The sequence below is a fragment of the Leifsonia sp. HAY1-4F genome, from assembly GCF_056755275.1.
In genome coordinates this window covers 22,260-36,208 of the sequence record NZ_JBNDHX010000009.1, presented here as the reverse complement: position 1 = coordinate 36,208, position 13,949 = coordinate 22,260, and the positions used below count along the sequence as shown (strand labels likewise).

11 protein-coding genes are annotated in these 13,949 nt (G+C 70.7%); 3 read left to right on the top strand and 8 right to left on the bottom strand.

Features of this window, described 5'->3' with window-relative positions; all coding sequences use genetic code 11:
• Positions 1-75: 75 nt before the first annotated feature.
• Genes ACPYOG_RS03460 through nirB form a run of 3 tightly spaced genes read right to left on the bottom strand, consistent with a single transcriptional unit; the run spans position 76 to position 4,620 of the window.
• The gene (locus tag ACPYOG_RS03460; RefSeq protein ID WP_481292864.1) at positions 76-1,206 is read right to left on the bottom strand and encodes a uroporphyrinogen-III synthase; all 1,131 of its coding nucleotides are present in this window, start codon (positions 1,204-1,206) and stop codon (positions 76-78) included.
• A gap of 1 nt (position 1,207) precedes the next feature.
• The gene (gene cobA, locus ACPYOG_RS03455; RefSeq protein ID WP_481292863.1) at positions 1,208-2,029 is read right to left on the bottom strand and encodes a uroporphyrinogen-III C-methyltransferase; all 822 of its coding nucleotides are present in this window, start codon (positions 2,027-2,029) and stop codon (positions 1,208-1,210) included.
• Positions 2,026-4,620 carry a nitrite reductase large subunit NirB gene (gene nirB, locus ACPYOG_RS03450; RefSeq protein WP_481292862.1) on the bottom strand — a complete coding sequence of 865 codons (2,595 nt, stop codon included), beginning with the start codon at positions 4,618-4,620 and terminating at the stop codon, positions 2,026-2,028. The genes cobA and nirB overlap by 4 nt, the downstream gene beginning before the upstream one ends.
• A 234-nt stretch (positions 4,621-4,854) precedes the next feature.
• Between nirB and nirD the strand changes: the two genes are divergently transcribed.
• Both nirD and ACPYOG_RS03440 read left to right on the top strand, forming a co-directional pair.
• Complete coding sequence (gene nirD / locus ACPYOG_RS03445) at positions 4,855-5,223, top strand: nitrite reductase small subunit NirD (RefSeq protein ID WP_481292861.1); 369 nt, start codon at positions 4,855-4,857, stop codon at positions 5,221-5,223.
• Complete coding sequence (locus tag ACPYOG_RS03440) at positions 5,220-5,936, top strand: sirohydrochlorin chelatase (RefSeq protein ID WP_481292860.1); 717 nt, start codon at positions 5,220-5,222, stop codon at positions 5,934-5,936. The genes nirD and ACPYOG_RS03440 overlap by 4 nt, the downstream gene beginning before the upstream one ends.
• A 130-nt stretch (positions 5,937-6,066) precedes the next feature.
• Here ACPYOG_RS03440 and ACPYOG_RS03435 read toward each other — a convergent pair whose 3' ends face one another.
• A complete protein-coding gene (locus tag ACPYOG_RS03435; protein ID WP_481292859.1) occupies positions 6,067-7,605 on the bottom strand; it encodes an MFS transporter in 1,539 nt (512 codons plus the stop codon).
• A gap of 71 nt (positions 7,606-7,676) precedes the next feature.
• Between ACPYOG_RS03435 and ACPYOG_RS03430 the strand changes: the two genes are divergently transcribed.
• Complete coding sequence (locus ACPYOG_RS03430; protein WP_481292858.1) at positions 7,677-8,309, top strand: TetR/AcrR family transcriptional regulator; 633 nt, start codon at positions 7,677-7,679, stop codon at positions 8,307-8,309.
• Between the two features lie 170 nt (positions 8,310-8,479).
• On the opposite strand, the gene ACPYOG_RS03425 is transcribed toward ACPYOG_RS03430, so the two are convergent.
• Genes ACPYOG_RS03425 through ACPYOG_RS03410 form a run of 4 tightly spaced genes read right to left on the bottom strand, consistent with a single transcriptional unit; the run spans position 8,480 to position 13,930 of the window.
• Positions 8,480-10,387: a glycoside hydrolase family 127 protein gene (locus ACPYOG_RS03425; RefSeq protein ID WP_481292857.1), complete on the bottom strand. Its 1,908-nt coding sequence runs from the start codon at positions 10,385-10,387 to the stop codon at positions 8,480-8,482.
• Positions 10,384-12,144, bottom strand: coding sequence for an amylo-alpha-1,6-glucosidase (locus ACPYOG_RS03420; protein ID WP_481292856.1), 1,761 nt, complete (start codon positions 12,142-12,144; stop codon positions 10,384-10,386). Before ACPYOG_RS03420 ends, ACPYOG_RS03425 begins: the two co-directional genes overlap by 4 nt.
• 2 nt (positions 12,145-12,146) lie before the next feature.
• Positions 12,147-12,965 (bottom strand): carbohydrate ABC transporter permease, encoded by an 819-nt coding sequence (locus ACPYOG_RS03415; protein WP_481292855.1) that lies wholly within the window; start codon positions 12,963-12,965, stop codon positions 12,147-12,149.
• Positions 12,962-13,930 (bottom strand): carbohydrate ABC transporter permease, encoded by a 969-nt coding sequence (locus ACPYOG_RS03410; protein WP_481292854.1) that lies wholly within the window; start codon positions 13,928-13,930, stop codon positions 12,962-12,964. Before ACPYOG_RS03410 ends, ACPYOG_RS03415 begins: the two co-directional genes overlap by 4 nt.
• Positions 13,931-13,949: the final 19 nt, after the last annotated feature.

The window sequence follows — 13,949 nt, the reverse complement described above, 5'->3', positions numbered from 1 at the left end:
CAACATGCCGTTACGAGTCAATCGCAACGGCATGTTGGGACCACTGGATGTACCGGCGAGAGCAGGGGAAGGCGCTCAGACGTCGAGGCGGTATCCCCGCTTCACGACGGTCGCGACGAGGCCCGGCGTGCCGAGGCTCTGCCGCAGGCGGCTCAGCGACACCTCCATCGCGTGCTCGTCGTACTCCTCGGCGAGGGCGATCGACAGCTCCCGGCGGGACACCACGGCACCATTGGCCGCGACGAGCGCACGGAACAGCGACAGGGAGGTGGGAGTCAGCCGCACAGGCGTCCCGCCGACGATCGCCAGGCTTCCCCGCAGCTCCACCTCGCCGTGCCGCGTGCTGACCCGGCGGGTGGACCGCGCCTCCAGGTGCTCGCAGACGAGCCGGATGAGCGCGCCCATCCGGAAGCGGTCCGGCTGGAGCGGCTCGATCCCGGCCGCGACGAGGGGCGCGACCGTGACGGGTCCGACGCCGGCGGCGACGACGTCCGAAGTCAGCGCGTCCACCACCTCCGCGTAGCGGCCGCGTGCCTGCGCGGCGGCGAAGAGACCGTCGACCGCCGGAGCGCTCGTGAAGGTCACGCAGTCCAGCTGGCGCGCGGCGATCGCATCCACGAGCCGGGTGACGCGGTCGTCGTCGTCCTGGGCGACCGACCACGAGTAGGGGGCGACGGTGATGACGCGGTAGCCCGCATCCCGCAGCCGCTGCAGTTGGAGGTCGTCGCGCTGGCCGTGCAGTTGCACGCCGACCGTGATGCCCGTCGGGTACTCCGCGATCACCTTGCTGACGAGAGAGGCGGTGGTCTCCTCGTCGCTCATGCCTGCGTCGTCCAGTCCGGCCGCGCGCACCGCTCCGCGCGCCTTCGGGCCACGGACGAGGATGGTGGACTGGGTGAGCACGCGCTGCAGGTCCTCGCCGAGCCCGGCGGAGTCGGCGACCTCGAACCAGCGGCGCATCCCGTAGCTGGTGGTGGCGAGAAGCACATCGGGGGAGGCGTCGATGATCCCCTCGGTGTCCGCGATGACGGCTGCGTCGTCGTCGGCGTGCCGCATGTGCACCGTCGGCGCGTGCAGCACGGTGGCGCCCCGGCGCTCGAAAGCGTCGATCAGGTCGGCGGAACGGCGGTCGCTCGTGACACCGATGCGGAATCCGGCGAGCTGGTCGGGCCGGAAGGCGGCGATGCCGGGCCGGTCGTCGGTCATCTCAGGGTCCTGTCACGGAGGAAGCGCCGCTGAGGCCGCCCGCGCCGGCCGCGGCCGCGCCCGCCGCGCTGGCAGCGAGTGCGGCCGCCGCCTCGGCGTCGCCGCCGCGAGCGAGCCGGACGACCTCTCCGATCACCACGACCGCCGGCGATCCGACGCCCGCGCGAACGGACTCGGTGAGGATGGTCGACAGGCTGCCGAAGGTCGTCCGCTGGCGTGCGGAGTACCCCTGCTCGATCACGGCCACCGGCATGCCGGCGTCCATCCCGAAGCGTGCGAGTCCTGCCGTGATCGACGGGAGGTTCGTGATCCCCATCAGGATGACGATCGTTCCGCCGAGGCCCGCCAGGTTCTCGAGCTCGGAGGGGGAGAGCGGCGCATGCCCGGAGACGACGGTGAACATCCTGCTCGTCTTGCGGTGCGTGACCGGGATGCCCGCGGCGGCCGGCACCGCGATGGCGCTGGTCACACCGGGGATGACGCGGACAGGCACGCCGACCCGGCGGCACGCCTCCACTTCTTCCGCGCCACGGCCGAAGACGAACGGATCGCCGCCCTTCAGCCGGACGACGTTCGCGCCCGCGAGGGCATGTGCCACCAGGATGCGTTCGATCTCGTTTTGCGGGATGGGATGGTGGCCGGGGCGCTTGCCGACATCCACCAGCTCCGCGTGCGGCGCGAGCTCGCGCAGCGTCTCGTGCGGGGCGAGCCGGTCGAAGAGCACGACGTCCGCAGCCGCCAGAGCGCGCACGGCGGCGACGGTCAGCAGGTCGGGGTCACCGGGCCCGCCGCCGACGAGGGTCACGCTTCCGGTCTGTGTCATCGGGTCTCGCCCTCGACGACGGCCGTCCGGAGCGGGATGGTCGTCCCGGCCACGAGGACCGGTCCCGCCGCTCGCTCCTCGGCGGTCGCCGGGCGCAGCTGGCCGCGCTCCTCGACTCGCGCGATCGACGGGTCCGGGGTGCTCGGCTCGTTGACGAACGACCGGAACCGGCGCAGGCGCTCGGGGTCGCGCAGGGTGGCGGCCCACTCGTCCTCGTAGGTGTCGATGTGCTTGACCATCGCCGCCTCCAGTTCCTCGGCCAGGCCGAGGGAGTCCTCCACGATGACGTCGCGGACGTGGTCCACGCCGCCGTCGAGATCCTCCATCCACCGGGCCGTGCGCTGCAGGCGGTCGGCGGTGCGGATGTAGTACATGAGGTAGCGGTCGATGTAGCGGATCAGGGTCTCGTCGTCCAGGTCGGAGGCGAGCAGCTGGGCGTGCGCCGGCTGGAAGCCGCCGTTGCCGCCGACGTAGAGGTTCCAGCCCTTGTCGGTGGCGATCACGCCGACGTCCTTGCCGCGCGCCTCCGCGCACTCGCGCGCGCATCCCGAGACGCCGAACTTGAACTTGTGCGGAGCCCGGAGGCCGCGGTAGCGCAGTTCGAGGCCCACGGCCATCCCGACCGAGTCCTGCACGCCGTACCGGCACCAGGTCGAGCCGACGCAGCTCTTCACGTTGCGCAGCGCCTTGCCGTACGCCTGCCCGGACTCGAACCCGGCGTCGACCAGGCGCTTCCAGATCTCGGGCAGCTGCTCCAGCCGGGCGCCGAACATGTCGATGCGCTGTCCGCCGGTGATCTTCGTGTAGAGGCCGTAGTCGGTGGCGACCTGCGCGATCACCGCCAGCTTCTGCGGCGTGACCTCACCGCCCGGGATGCGCGGCACGACCGAGTAGGTGCCGTCCTTCTGCATGTTCGCGAGTGCCCGGTCGTTGGTGTCCTGCAGCTGGCCGCGGCCGCCGTCCAGCGGGTACTGGCTGTGCTGGCTGGCGAGGATGGATCCGACGGCCGGCTTGCAGATGTCGCAGCCGCGTCCCCGGCCGAGCCGGCCGATCGTGTCCTCCCAGCTGCTCAGCTCCAGCACGCGGATGGACTCGTACAGCTCCTGGCGGGAGAGGTCGAAGTGCTCGCAGAGTGCGTGCGAGACGGTCGCTCCGGATTTGGTGAGCTCGGCCTCGAGAATCTTCTTGACCAGCGGGACGCACGAACCGCACTGCGTGCCGGCGCGCGTGCAGGTCTTGAGCTCGCCGAGGTCGTGGCAGCCGTCCTCGACGGCCATGCGCACCGCGCCGGAGGTGACGTTGTTGCAGGAGCAGACCAGCGCGTCGTCCGGCAGTGCCCCTCCCGCCGGCGGTTCGGCGCCCGCCGCCGAGAGGTAGGCGGCCGGTTCGGCGTCGAGCGTCCGGCCCAGCAGCGGACGCAGGCTGGAGTAGGGAGCGGCGTCGCCGACGAAGACACCGCCGAGCAGCGTCTTGGCGTCGTCGCTCACCACGAGCTTCTGGTAGAGGCCGCGCGCAGGGTCGGCGTACACGATCTCGAGGGCGCCGGCTTCGCGGGCGAACGCGTCGCCGAAGCTCGCCACATCCACGCCGGAGAGCTTGAGCTTGGTCGCGTCGTCGATGGTGGTGAAGGTGGCGTCGCCGCCGAGCAGCCGGTCGGCGACCGTCTCCGCCATCGCGTTGGCCGGCGCGACCAGGCCGACGGTGCGGCCGTCGATCGCGGCGACCTCGCCGATGGCCCACACGGACGGGTCGGACGTGCGGCACGCCTCGTCGACGACGACCCCGCCGCGCTCGACGGTCTCGATGCCCGCGTCGCGGGCGAGCTCGTCGCGCGCCCGGATTCCGATGGCGAACACCACGATGTCCGCCGGGACCGCCCGGCCGTCCGCACAGCGCACGCCGGTCGGCCGGCCCTCGTCGTCGAGCAGGATCTCGCGGGGGCGCGTGCCGAGGTGGAGGTCGATGCCGCGCGCCTGGATGAGCCGGCCGAGCGCCTGCCCGGCCCCCTCGTCGAGCTGCGCCGACATCAGCCAGCCGCCCGAGTGGATGATGACCGACTCCGCGCCCAGCGCGGCGACGCCTCCGGCCGCCTCCAGCCCGAGCAGCCCGCCGCCGGCGACGGCCACGCGCGGAGCCCGGCCGAGCGACTCCCGCAGCTCGGCCACCTCGGCGACCAGCGCATCCACGTCGTCGATCGTGCGGTACACCCGGCTCACGTGGGAGCCGGGGATGTCGGGGATCGGCGCAGACGAACCGGTCGCGAGGACCAGGTCGTCGTACTCGATCACGGCGCCGGTGGAGGTGGTGACCGTCCGTGCCGCGCGGTCGATCGCCGTCGCCGCCTCGCCGACGCGGAGCTGCACGGCCGCATCCTCCCAGTGCGTCGCGGGCTCGATGGTGAGGTCGACGCCGCCGTCGGCGAGGCGCTTGCTCAGCTGGACGCGGTCGTAGGGGAGGTACGGCTCCTCGGCGAGCACCACGATGGAGCGGTCCTCGCTCGCGCCGCGCGAGATGAGCGCATCCACGAGCCGGTGCGCGGCCGGGCCTCCGCCCACGATCAGGGTGCGGGTCAGTGGTCGTCCGGTCGTCATGCGGGCCCCTTCCGGAGTCTGGCGGTTGCAGTGTGGCGGCTGCCGCCGCACGGCGCGGAGGTTCCCGCGCGGTGTCCTTCGAGCGTAGGGCGGCGCGGTTTCCCCCGAATTTCGTCGTTGTAACCGCGTGTTAACACAGGACGCACACGACCGGGTCCGCGGTGTGAGAACGGGTTCACGGGGAAGTAACAGTGCGCGCCGCCGCGCGAAACATCGCCTGCCTAGGCTCGCCGCATGACGATCACGCAGACCTTCCGTACGGAGTCCCGGCGTGCCGACTGGGTGCGCGCCTGCCGAGTCGAGGACCTCGAGCCGTCGTGGGGCGAGGCGGTGCTGCTGCGGATGCGGCAGATCGCGGTCTTCCTCCTCGGCCCGCGCGAGGTCTACGCGGTCTCGCACGAGGACCCGGACGGCGGCGCTCCCGTGATGGCCCGCGGCATCGTCGGCTCGCGCGGCGACCGTCCTACCGTCGCCTCCCCATTGCACAAGCAGGTGTACGACCTGGGGACCGGCGAGTGCTTCACGGACTCCGCGCTCGTCCTCCGCACCTACCGCACCCGCATCGTCGGCGGCTTCATCGAGGTGGAGTTCGAGGACGCATGACGACCGCCGTCCTCGCCGCCTCGCACGGGACCTCCTCGCCCAGCGGGCAGGTCGCCGTGCGCCGGCTGGTCGAGCGCGTCGCCGCATCCCTCGATGACCCGGTTCTCGGCTGCCACGTGGATGTGGAGCAGCCCGACGTCCCCGCCGCTCTGACCTCGGCGGCTGCCGTGGCGGACCGTGCGACCATCGTGCCGCTGCTCCTCTCCGCCGGCTATCACGTCTTCGTCGACCTCGCCGGCAGTGCCGCCGCCGCACCGCTGCCGACCACCGTCGCTCCCGCGCTCGGCCCGGACCCGCGACTCGTGGATGTGCTCGCCCGGCGCCTCGCCGAGGCGGGGTTGAGCGACGGGGATGCGGTCGTCCTCGCAGCCGCCGGCTCGACGGACGCCCGCGCCGTGGCGGACTGCCGCACGACGGGCCTGCTGCTGGAGGCGCGCATCCACCGCCCGGTGACCGTCGGCTTCATCTCGGCCGCATCCCCGTCCCTGCCGCAGGCTGTCGAGCAGGCGCGCGACGCGCATCCCGGAGCCCGCGTCCTCGTCGCCACCTACCTGCTGGCCCCCGGCTACTTCGCGACACTCGCCGAGCAGGCGGGCGCCGACATCGTGGCGGCCCCGCTGCTCACGGCCGAGTCGACGCCGGCCGCGCTGGCCGACATCGTGCGCGAGCGCGCGGCGGCCGGGGCTGCCGCCATCGTGCCTGCGGCCCGCTGACCTGGCCCAGGCCGATCTCGCCCGGGCGCGCAGTGAAGGAGATCCGAACCGATCGCGTTCGAATCTCCTTCACCACTGCCATTCGAAGGAGATCCGACCCCCGATCTCCTTCGTTACCAGCCGCGGGTCGTCAGTGCGCGACCACCGGCTCCGGAGCCGGCGACACGTCCGCGACGCCGTCGCCGGCCGCCCCCGGCGCACTCACGGCAGGAGCCACACGGCGGCGGTACAGGAACGCCGTGAGCACCGCGCCGAAGGCGAAGAAGGCCGCACCCCACCAGTACGCCGTCGCGTAGCCGTGCACCGCGGCCTCCGCCGCGACCTGCGGATTCGGCGGCAGGTGCGACGCCACGTAGTCCGTGACGGCGGTGGCGGCAAGCGTGTTGAGCAGCGCCGTCCCGATGGACCCGCCCACCTGCTGGCTCGTGTTCACCATCGCCGAGGCCACGCCGGCGAACCTGCGGTCGACCCCGAGGGTGGCGGTCTGGATGGCGGCAGGCATGGTCGACCCCATCCCGAATCCGAGGACCATGAGCGGCGGCAGCAGGTCGACGGCATAGTTCGCCGTCACGCCGAGGTGCGTCAGCGAGACCATCCCGATCGCGGCGATCGTCATACCGATCGGGACCATGACCTTCGGGCCGAAGCGCGGCACGAAGATGTTGGTCGACAGCTGTGCGGCGAGGACCAGCATCACGATCATGGGCAGGAAGCCGAGGCCGGTCTGGATGGGCGTGAACTTCAGCGTGGACTGCAGGTAGTACGTCACGAACAGGAAGATGCCGAACATCCCCGCGCCGGCGATGAGGATCGCGCTGTAGGACGCGCCGCGGTTGCGGTCGAGGACGATCGGCAGGGGGAGCAGTGGATGCGCGGCGCGGCGCTGCCACACGACGAACGTGATCAGCAGAACACCTGCCGCCGCGAGGTAGCCCCACGAGAGCGCGGAGTCCCAGCCGTCGGATTCGGCGTTCGAGAAGCCGTAGACCAGGGAGAAGAGCGCCGCCGATACGAGGATGGTGCCGGGCACGTCGAGCTTCGGTCGTAGGCCGGTGCGCGGGACCGTGGTCACGAAGACGGTCGCTCCGGCGATGGCGATCACCGCGATGACGACGTTGATGTACAGGTTCCAGCGCCAGTCCAGCTGCTGGGTGAGCACTCCGCCGAGGAGCAGGCCGACCGCGCCGCCCGCTCCCGCGAGTGCGCCGAAGATGCCGAACGCGCGCGCTCGTTCCTTCGGCACGGTGAAGGTCGTGGTGAGCACCGCGAGCGCGGTCGGGGCGAGCAGAGCGCCGAAGACGCCCTGGAGGGCACGTGCGCCGACGAGCAGTTCGAAGCTGCTGGCCGCGCCACCGAGGGCGGAGGCGCCGGCGAAGCCGACGAGGCCGATGATGAACGCGCGCTTCCGGCCGATGAGGTCGGAGATCCGGCCGCCGAACAGGAGGAGGCTGCCGAAGGCGAGGGAGTAGGCGGTGACGATCCACTGGCGGTCGGCGTTGGAGAAGCCGAGGTCCGCCTGCGCGGAGGGCAGCGCGATGTTGACGACGGTGGAGTCGAGCACGACCATCAGCTGCGCCAGAGCGACGGTGACGAGCGTCCACCAGCGGCGCGTGGACGGTGCGGCCACGCCGGGTGCCGAGCTCGTGGATGAGGGGATGTTCTGAGACATGAGCGTCAGCCTATACGAAACTCGACAGTTCCGGATCTCTTTTGTTCAGGAATTAACCTAGACTGTCAGAGATGGAAACTTCAGCCCTCGCACCGAAGCTCGGGCGCAAGCGGGACCACACCCGCGATCCCGAGATCCTCGAGGCCGCCCTCGACGTCCTCGCAGAGACCGGCTACGACCGGATGACCGTGGATATGGTGGCCGCGCGCGCAAAAGCGGGCAAGGCCACGGTCTACCGCCGGTGGGCATCCAAGGCCGAGCTGGTGGTCGACGCGGTCGCCTGCATGAAGCGGGTCGACGTCGACTCCGAGACTCTGCCCGACACCGGCACCCTCCGCGGGGACCTCATCGCGATGATGAAACCGCACACCATCGTGGACGCCGAGAAGAAGCTGCGCGTCATGGCCGGGCTCGTATCCATGCTGGCCGAGAACCCCGAGCTCGCCGACGCCGTGAACGCGGCGATCGTCGAGCCGCGCGCCTCCATCAACCGGATGTTCCTGCGTCGCGCCGTGGAGCGCGGTGAGATCCCGGCGGACTGCGACATCGAGCAGCTCGCGCTCGTAACCCCCTCGATGGCGGCCTACCGCGTGCTCGTGCTGCGGAAACCGGTGGACCGGCAGTTCCTGCTCACCGTCATCGACGACATCTTGCTCCCCGCGGTGGGAATCCGCCGCACGGGGCCGGTCTCCGCGAAGGCCTGACGGGCCCATCCCCATCGCCGAAGTGCTCGTTGTTGCAGGCGACACGCCGTCAGCCGGTGCAACAACGAGCACCTCGGCGAAACCCGAGGTCGGCAACCCGAGGTCCGAGGTCGCAGGCCCCAGACCCGCGGTCCGAGGTCGCAGACCCGGAGGCCGCAGCTGCGCGGGCCTCAGTCCGCGAGCGGCAGGAAGACGCGCATCGTGCTCGGTCCGCGGTTGGCCCACTGGAAGTACGGGATCAGCGGGATGCTCGACGTGCCCTCCGCGCTGACGCCCGGCCGCTCGCCGTACGGCCACGACGCGTCCTGCACGTCCGCGATCCGGACGGCGGCCACGGCTCCCTCGGGCGAGGCGCCGAGCGGCACGTCCGCCGCGATCCTCAGCCGTGCGACGTCCGCGCCGCCGGGCAGGTCCGTCGACTCGGCGCACAGCACGAGCGGTCCGCGCTCCACGGCGACGGTCCCACGCAGGGCGTCGATGCCGGGATGCGGGTACGTGAGCCGCGGCTCCATCCCGAGTTCGACCTGGATGCGGTCGCCGCTCGCGAACTGCGCCCTGACGCGGGCGTATCCATCCACGACAGTCACGGCCCGGCCACTGAAGTGCACGCGCGCGTCCCGCGCCCAGTCCGGGATGCGCACAGCGATCTCCGCAACGCCTTCCGACTCGACCGCGAGGGAGACCGAACCGGCGAAGGGATACCCGCCCGTCTCGACCCGGACGCTCACCGCACCGGTCGCGAGGGTGGTCGAGATCTCAGCGTCGGCGAACTGGTGGAGTTGCACTCCCTCGTCCGTCGCCGTCGCCACGTAGGACGCCACGCTGGCCAGCGTCCGGGCGACGTTGGTGGGGCAGCAGGAGACCTCGAACCAGGGAGCGCGCATGCTCGATTCGGCGCGTTCGCTGATCTCGTCCTCGGCCGGGGCCGACCCGGCGACGCGCTGGTGCAGGGTGTTCGCGTAGTAGAAGGCCCGGCCGTCCTCACGCGGCGACACGAGGACGGCGTTCAGCAGCGTCCTCTCGATGAGGTCCGCGTACTTCGCCTCACCAGTCTGCAGCAGCAGCCGCCAGCTGAACATGACGGAGCCGATGGCCGCGCACGTCTCGGCGTACGCCCGGTCGGCGGGGAGCTCCAGGTCGCTGCCGAACTCCTCGTTCTGGTGGTGGGAGCCGATGCCGCCGGTGAGGTACGTGCGCCGGGCGACCGTGTTGTCCCACTGGGTCCGCAGGGCGTCGAGCAGCTCGCCGTCGCCGAACTCGGCGGCCACATCTGCTGCGCCCGCCGCCAGGTACATGGCCCGGACGGCATGTCCGCGGAGGACGCTCGCCTCGCGCACGGGCACGTCGTCGAGAAAGTACTCGCTGCCCTGGAACAGGTTCGTCTTCAGCTGCCGCCGGCCGCGACGCTCCACGAGGATGCGCCCGAGCTCGATGTACCTCGGTTCCTGCAGCGCACGACCCAGCTCCACGAGTGCGGTCTCGATCTCGGGATGGCCGCAGATGGCATCCCGGCCCTCAGGCCCGAACTCCTGGTAGACGTGGTCGGCGAGCCGCCGGGCGACGTGCACGATCGTGTCGTCGTGCCCGGTGCGGATACGGGCGACCGCGGCCTGGAACAGGTGCCCGAAGCAGTACAGCTCGTGGCCCCACTCCAACGCCGAGAACCGTGGACGCTGCCCCGGCCTCCCGAAGGAGGTGTGCAGGTAGCCGTCCGGCTCCTGAGCTGCCGCGACCCTGTCCACGAGCCGGCGGTAGGTGGCCTCCAGCTCGGGATCGCCGGCGCGGCCGAGTTCCCAGGCCATCGCCTCGAGCAGCTTGTAGACCTCCGAGTCGACGAACTCGATGCCCTCATGGAGCTCGGCGACCGTGCCCTCGGCGGCGCGGTCGAAGTTCCGGATCCAGCCGATCCGCTCCATCCACGTCAGGCAGTGGCCGATCACCGCGCTCGCGTTGAGCTCCTGCTTCTCGCGCCAGAAGCCGCCCGTGATGCGCACCTCCGTCGGCCCGAGCGGACGCAGCAGGGATGTGCGGGGGGAGACCGGCCCGCCGAGGCGGGTCAGGTCGAGGGTGTCGGTCATCGTTCTCCAATGAGGGAGTCCGCGGTGAGGCGGTCCTCCGCGAGGCGGGTGAGAGCGTCGGCCCGCAGGGTGAGGTAGGCGCTGGCGGTCCAGCTGTAGGCGCGGTCGCGGAGACCGTCGCCGGTGCGGGCGTCGAAGTTCTCGGCGAAGCCCGACTTCTCGCACACGGCCGCGAACGAGGCCGCGACGCGGTCGGCGAGGTCCGTGCGGCCGGCGCGGCGCAGGCCGTCCTCGATCAGCACGGTCGACGGCGCCCAGATCGGCCCCCGCCAGTAGCCGTCGTCCTGATACAGCGGCGAGTCGACCGGCTCGGTCGCCGGACCCCACTCCGTGAGATGTTCGGCGATGGATGCGGCGAGCCGCTCGGCGATGTCGTCCGGCAGCAGCTCGCCCAGCACGATGGGCAGCGAGTTCAGGAGGCTGCTGGAGGGCGCGGCCTCCCCGGCCGCGACCGAGCGCGCGACGAAGCGCTCCCCGGTCCACAGTTGTTCGAACAGCGCAGTGCGGAGGTCGCGTTCGGCGACCGACCACTCCACGGCCGGGTGGCCGAGCTCCTCGCTCAACCCGATCAGCACGCGGAGCTGCAGAATGAGGAAGGCCGCCAGATCGGGGGACTCGACCACTCCGCCCTGGTCGAAGGTGGTCGAGTTGTCCCATCCACTGTCGTTGCCGTGCTGGTAGTACGGGAGGTCGTGGCCCGGCGCGCGGCGGTAGTCGAGCCAGAACCGGGTCCAGCCGCTCAGCCGCTCGTGCACCTCCTCCAGCTGCCCCCGGCTGATCGGCTGGGAGGCGCGGGCGCGGAGCTGCGCGAAAGCCCAGCCGTGAATCGGCGGCTTGACGAAGTTGTAGAGCACCTCGGAGTGCGTGACCGAGTCCGGGAGCGCTCCGGCCGCGTTCTGGTGGTCGAAGGGCAGGAGGAACTGATCGAGCGCGGCATCCGGGTCGCTCGAGGCGAGGGCCATCGCGTTGAAGCAGTGGTCCCAGCTCCAGACCTTGTCCATCCAGTGCTTCGACATGAGGACGGCCTCGCGGGTGACGAAGCCCGCGGGCGCGACGGTGGCCGACCACATGACGTAGCCGGCTTTGACGGCCGCGGGGTGGATGGAGGCCGCCTCGACAATCGCCGCCTCTCCCGCGACCAGCCCACGGCAGTACTCCCGGAACTCGGCCCGGCGCAGCTCCGCGACCCGATCGAACCCGGACACCGACGTGACCGGAGGCGCGCTGGTCTCGATCTCCTCGAGCAGCACCTCCCACTCGGTGCCGGATGCGAAGGCCACCGACCGGGCACTCACCCCGACGCGCTCCGCGCCCACGACCTCCGGGGAGCCGGCCAGGGTCGTGAACCGGTACCGGCGTCCCGACTCGTAGCTCGTCAGCGTGATGGCCCCATCGAGCGGATCGACGAACAGATAGCCGCCGGTGAAGGGCGTCAGCTCGTCGGGCGCGACGAAGCTCAGCCCCAGGCCTCGCCCGCGGAACCGGATGCCGGTCTCGTCGAACACGGCCTCGACCGATCCTGCGGGATGGGTCCAGCCGAGCACCGCGGGCGTCGCGCGCACCTGCGCATCCACTCGCTGCCCGTCCACCTCGGGCGTCACCCGGAAGACCGCGTGCATCCCGCTGGTGTGCGTCACGAGGTGGATGTCCTCGGCGACCGTGTGCAGGCCGGTCACCCGCGACAGGTCGAGCCACGCCCCGCGACGCGAGAAGGGGATCTCGCCGATGTCGAAGGAGAAGTCGTCGAAGGGGTCCATGCTCAGTCCTTCACGGCGCCGGCGGTGACGCCCGCCGCGACGTACTTCTGGGCGATGACGAGGAGGACCGCCGCGGGAATCGAGGCGACGACGGCGGTGGCCATGATGGCGTTCCACTCCTGGTTGTTGTTGCCGATGTACTTGTAGATGCCCAGCGTGATCGTCTGCAGGGCGCCGCCGCTGTTCAGGGTGGACGAGAAGATGAAGTCCGACCACGCCCAGAGGAACGCGAACAGCGAGACCGTCACGATCGAGTTGCGGCTCACCGGCAGCACGATCGAGCGGAACGTGCGCCAGGTGCCGGCGCCGTCGATCTTCGCCGCGCTCAGCAGCTCGTCGGGGATCCCGGACATGAAGGCCGAGAAGATCAGCACGCCGAACGGGACGGCGAGCGTGGAGTCGGCGATGACCAGCCCCCAGACGCTGTTGAGGATCCCGAGGTTCAGGTAGATGGCGTAGAAGCCCATCGCCATGATGATGCCCGGGATCATCTGCGCGATCAGGAGCACGAAGTTGAGGGCGCCGCGGCCCCTCGGGCGCAGCTTCGCCAGCGAGTACGCGGCGGGCGCTGCGATCGCGACGGTCAGCAGGACCGTGCCGAGCCCGATCAGGAGGCTGGTCCCGAGGTAGGGGAGCTGCTGGCTGATGACCGCCTGGTAGCCCTCGAAGGTGGCGTGCACCGGGAACAGGTTGGGCGGGCTCTTGCGCATCTCGGTCGCCGGGGTGAGCGAGACGTTGATCATCCAGTAGACCGGGAAGAGCATCACGATCGTGAGCAGGACGCCCACCACCGTCTTCCACCAGGGTCGCCGGCCGTTCATGCGAGTTCCTGCTTTCGCTGCGTGCGGATGTAGATGACGCCGAAGATCAGGCCGATGACGATGAGGACGTTGCCGACCGCTGCGGCCGGGCTGAAGTCGGGCAGCGTGGAGGCGAACCCGAGCTGGTAGGACCACGTCGCGAGCGTTGTCGACGACATGCCGGGGCCGCCGCGCGTCATGATCCAGATGATGTCGAAGACCTTGAGCGTGTAGATCAGGCCGAGGAGCAGCGTGATCGCCGACACCGGACGCAGCAGCGGGAAGGTGACCCGCCAGAACTTCTGCCAGCCGTTGGCGCCATCGAGGGCGGCGGCCTCATACAGCTCGGTGGGGATGTTCTGCAGTCCCGAATACAGGATGACCAGGTTGAACGGGATGCCGATCCAGATGTTCGCGATGATCACGCTGGTGAGCGCCCAGTCGGGCGAGGTCAGCCAGTTGATGCCGGGGAGGCCCATCTCATGGAGCGCGGAGTTGACGACTCCGGAGTCGCTGTTCAGCATCCACGACCAGGTCGACGCCGAGACGATCAGCGGCAGCAGCCACGGCACCAGGAACAGGGCGCGGAGGGTGGCCGAAAGGCGGAAGTTCTGGTGGAAGAACACCGCGAGGGCCATGCCGAAGGTGAACTGGAAGGCGATCGAGATCACCGTGAAGAGCCCGGTGTGCAGGATGGCCGGCCCGAAGGTCGGGTTCTGGAACACCTTGAAGTAGTTGTCGAGGCCGACGAACGGAGCGTCGCCCTGGACGAACGAGCGGACCGTGTAGTCGCGGACGCTGAGCTCGATGTTGCGGTAGAGCGGGAAGGCGTAGAACACGATCAGGTAGACGACCACCGGGGCGAGGAACGCCCAGGCCGCCCACTGACCGGATCGACGCCTCCTGGCCCGCGGCGGGGCGGCCGTGCCGGCCGCCCCGCTCTGGTCCCGAACAGCACCCTGGGGTGCCGTCTGTGTGGTGGTCATGGATCCGTGCTTTCGAGAG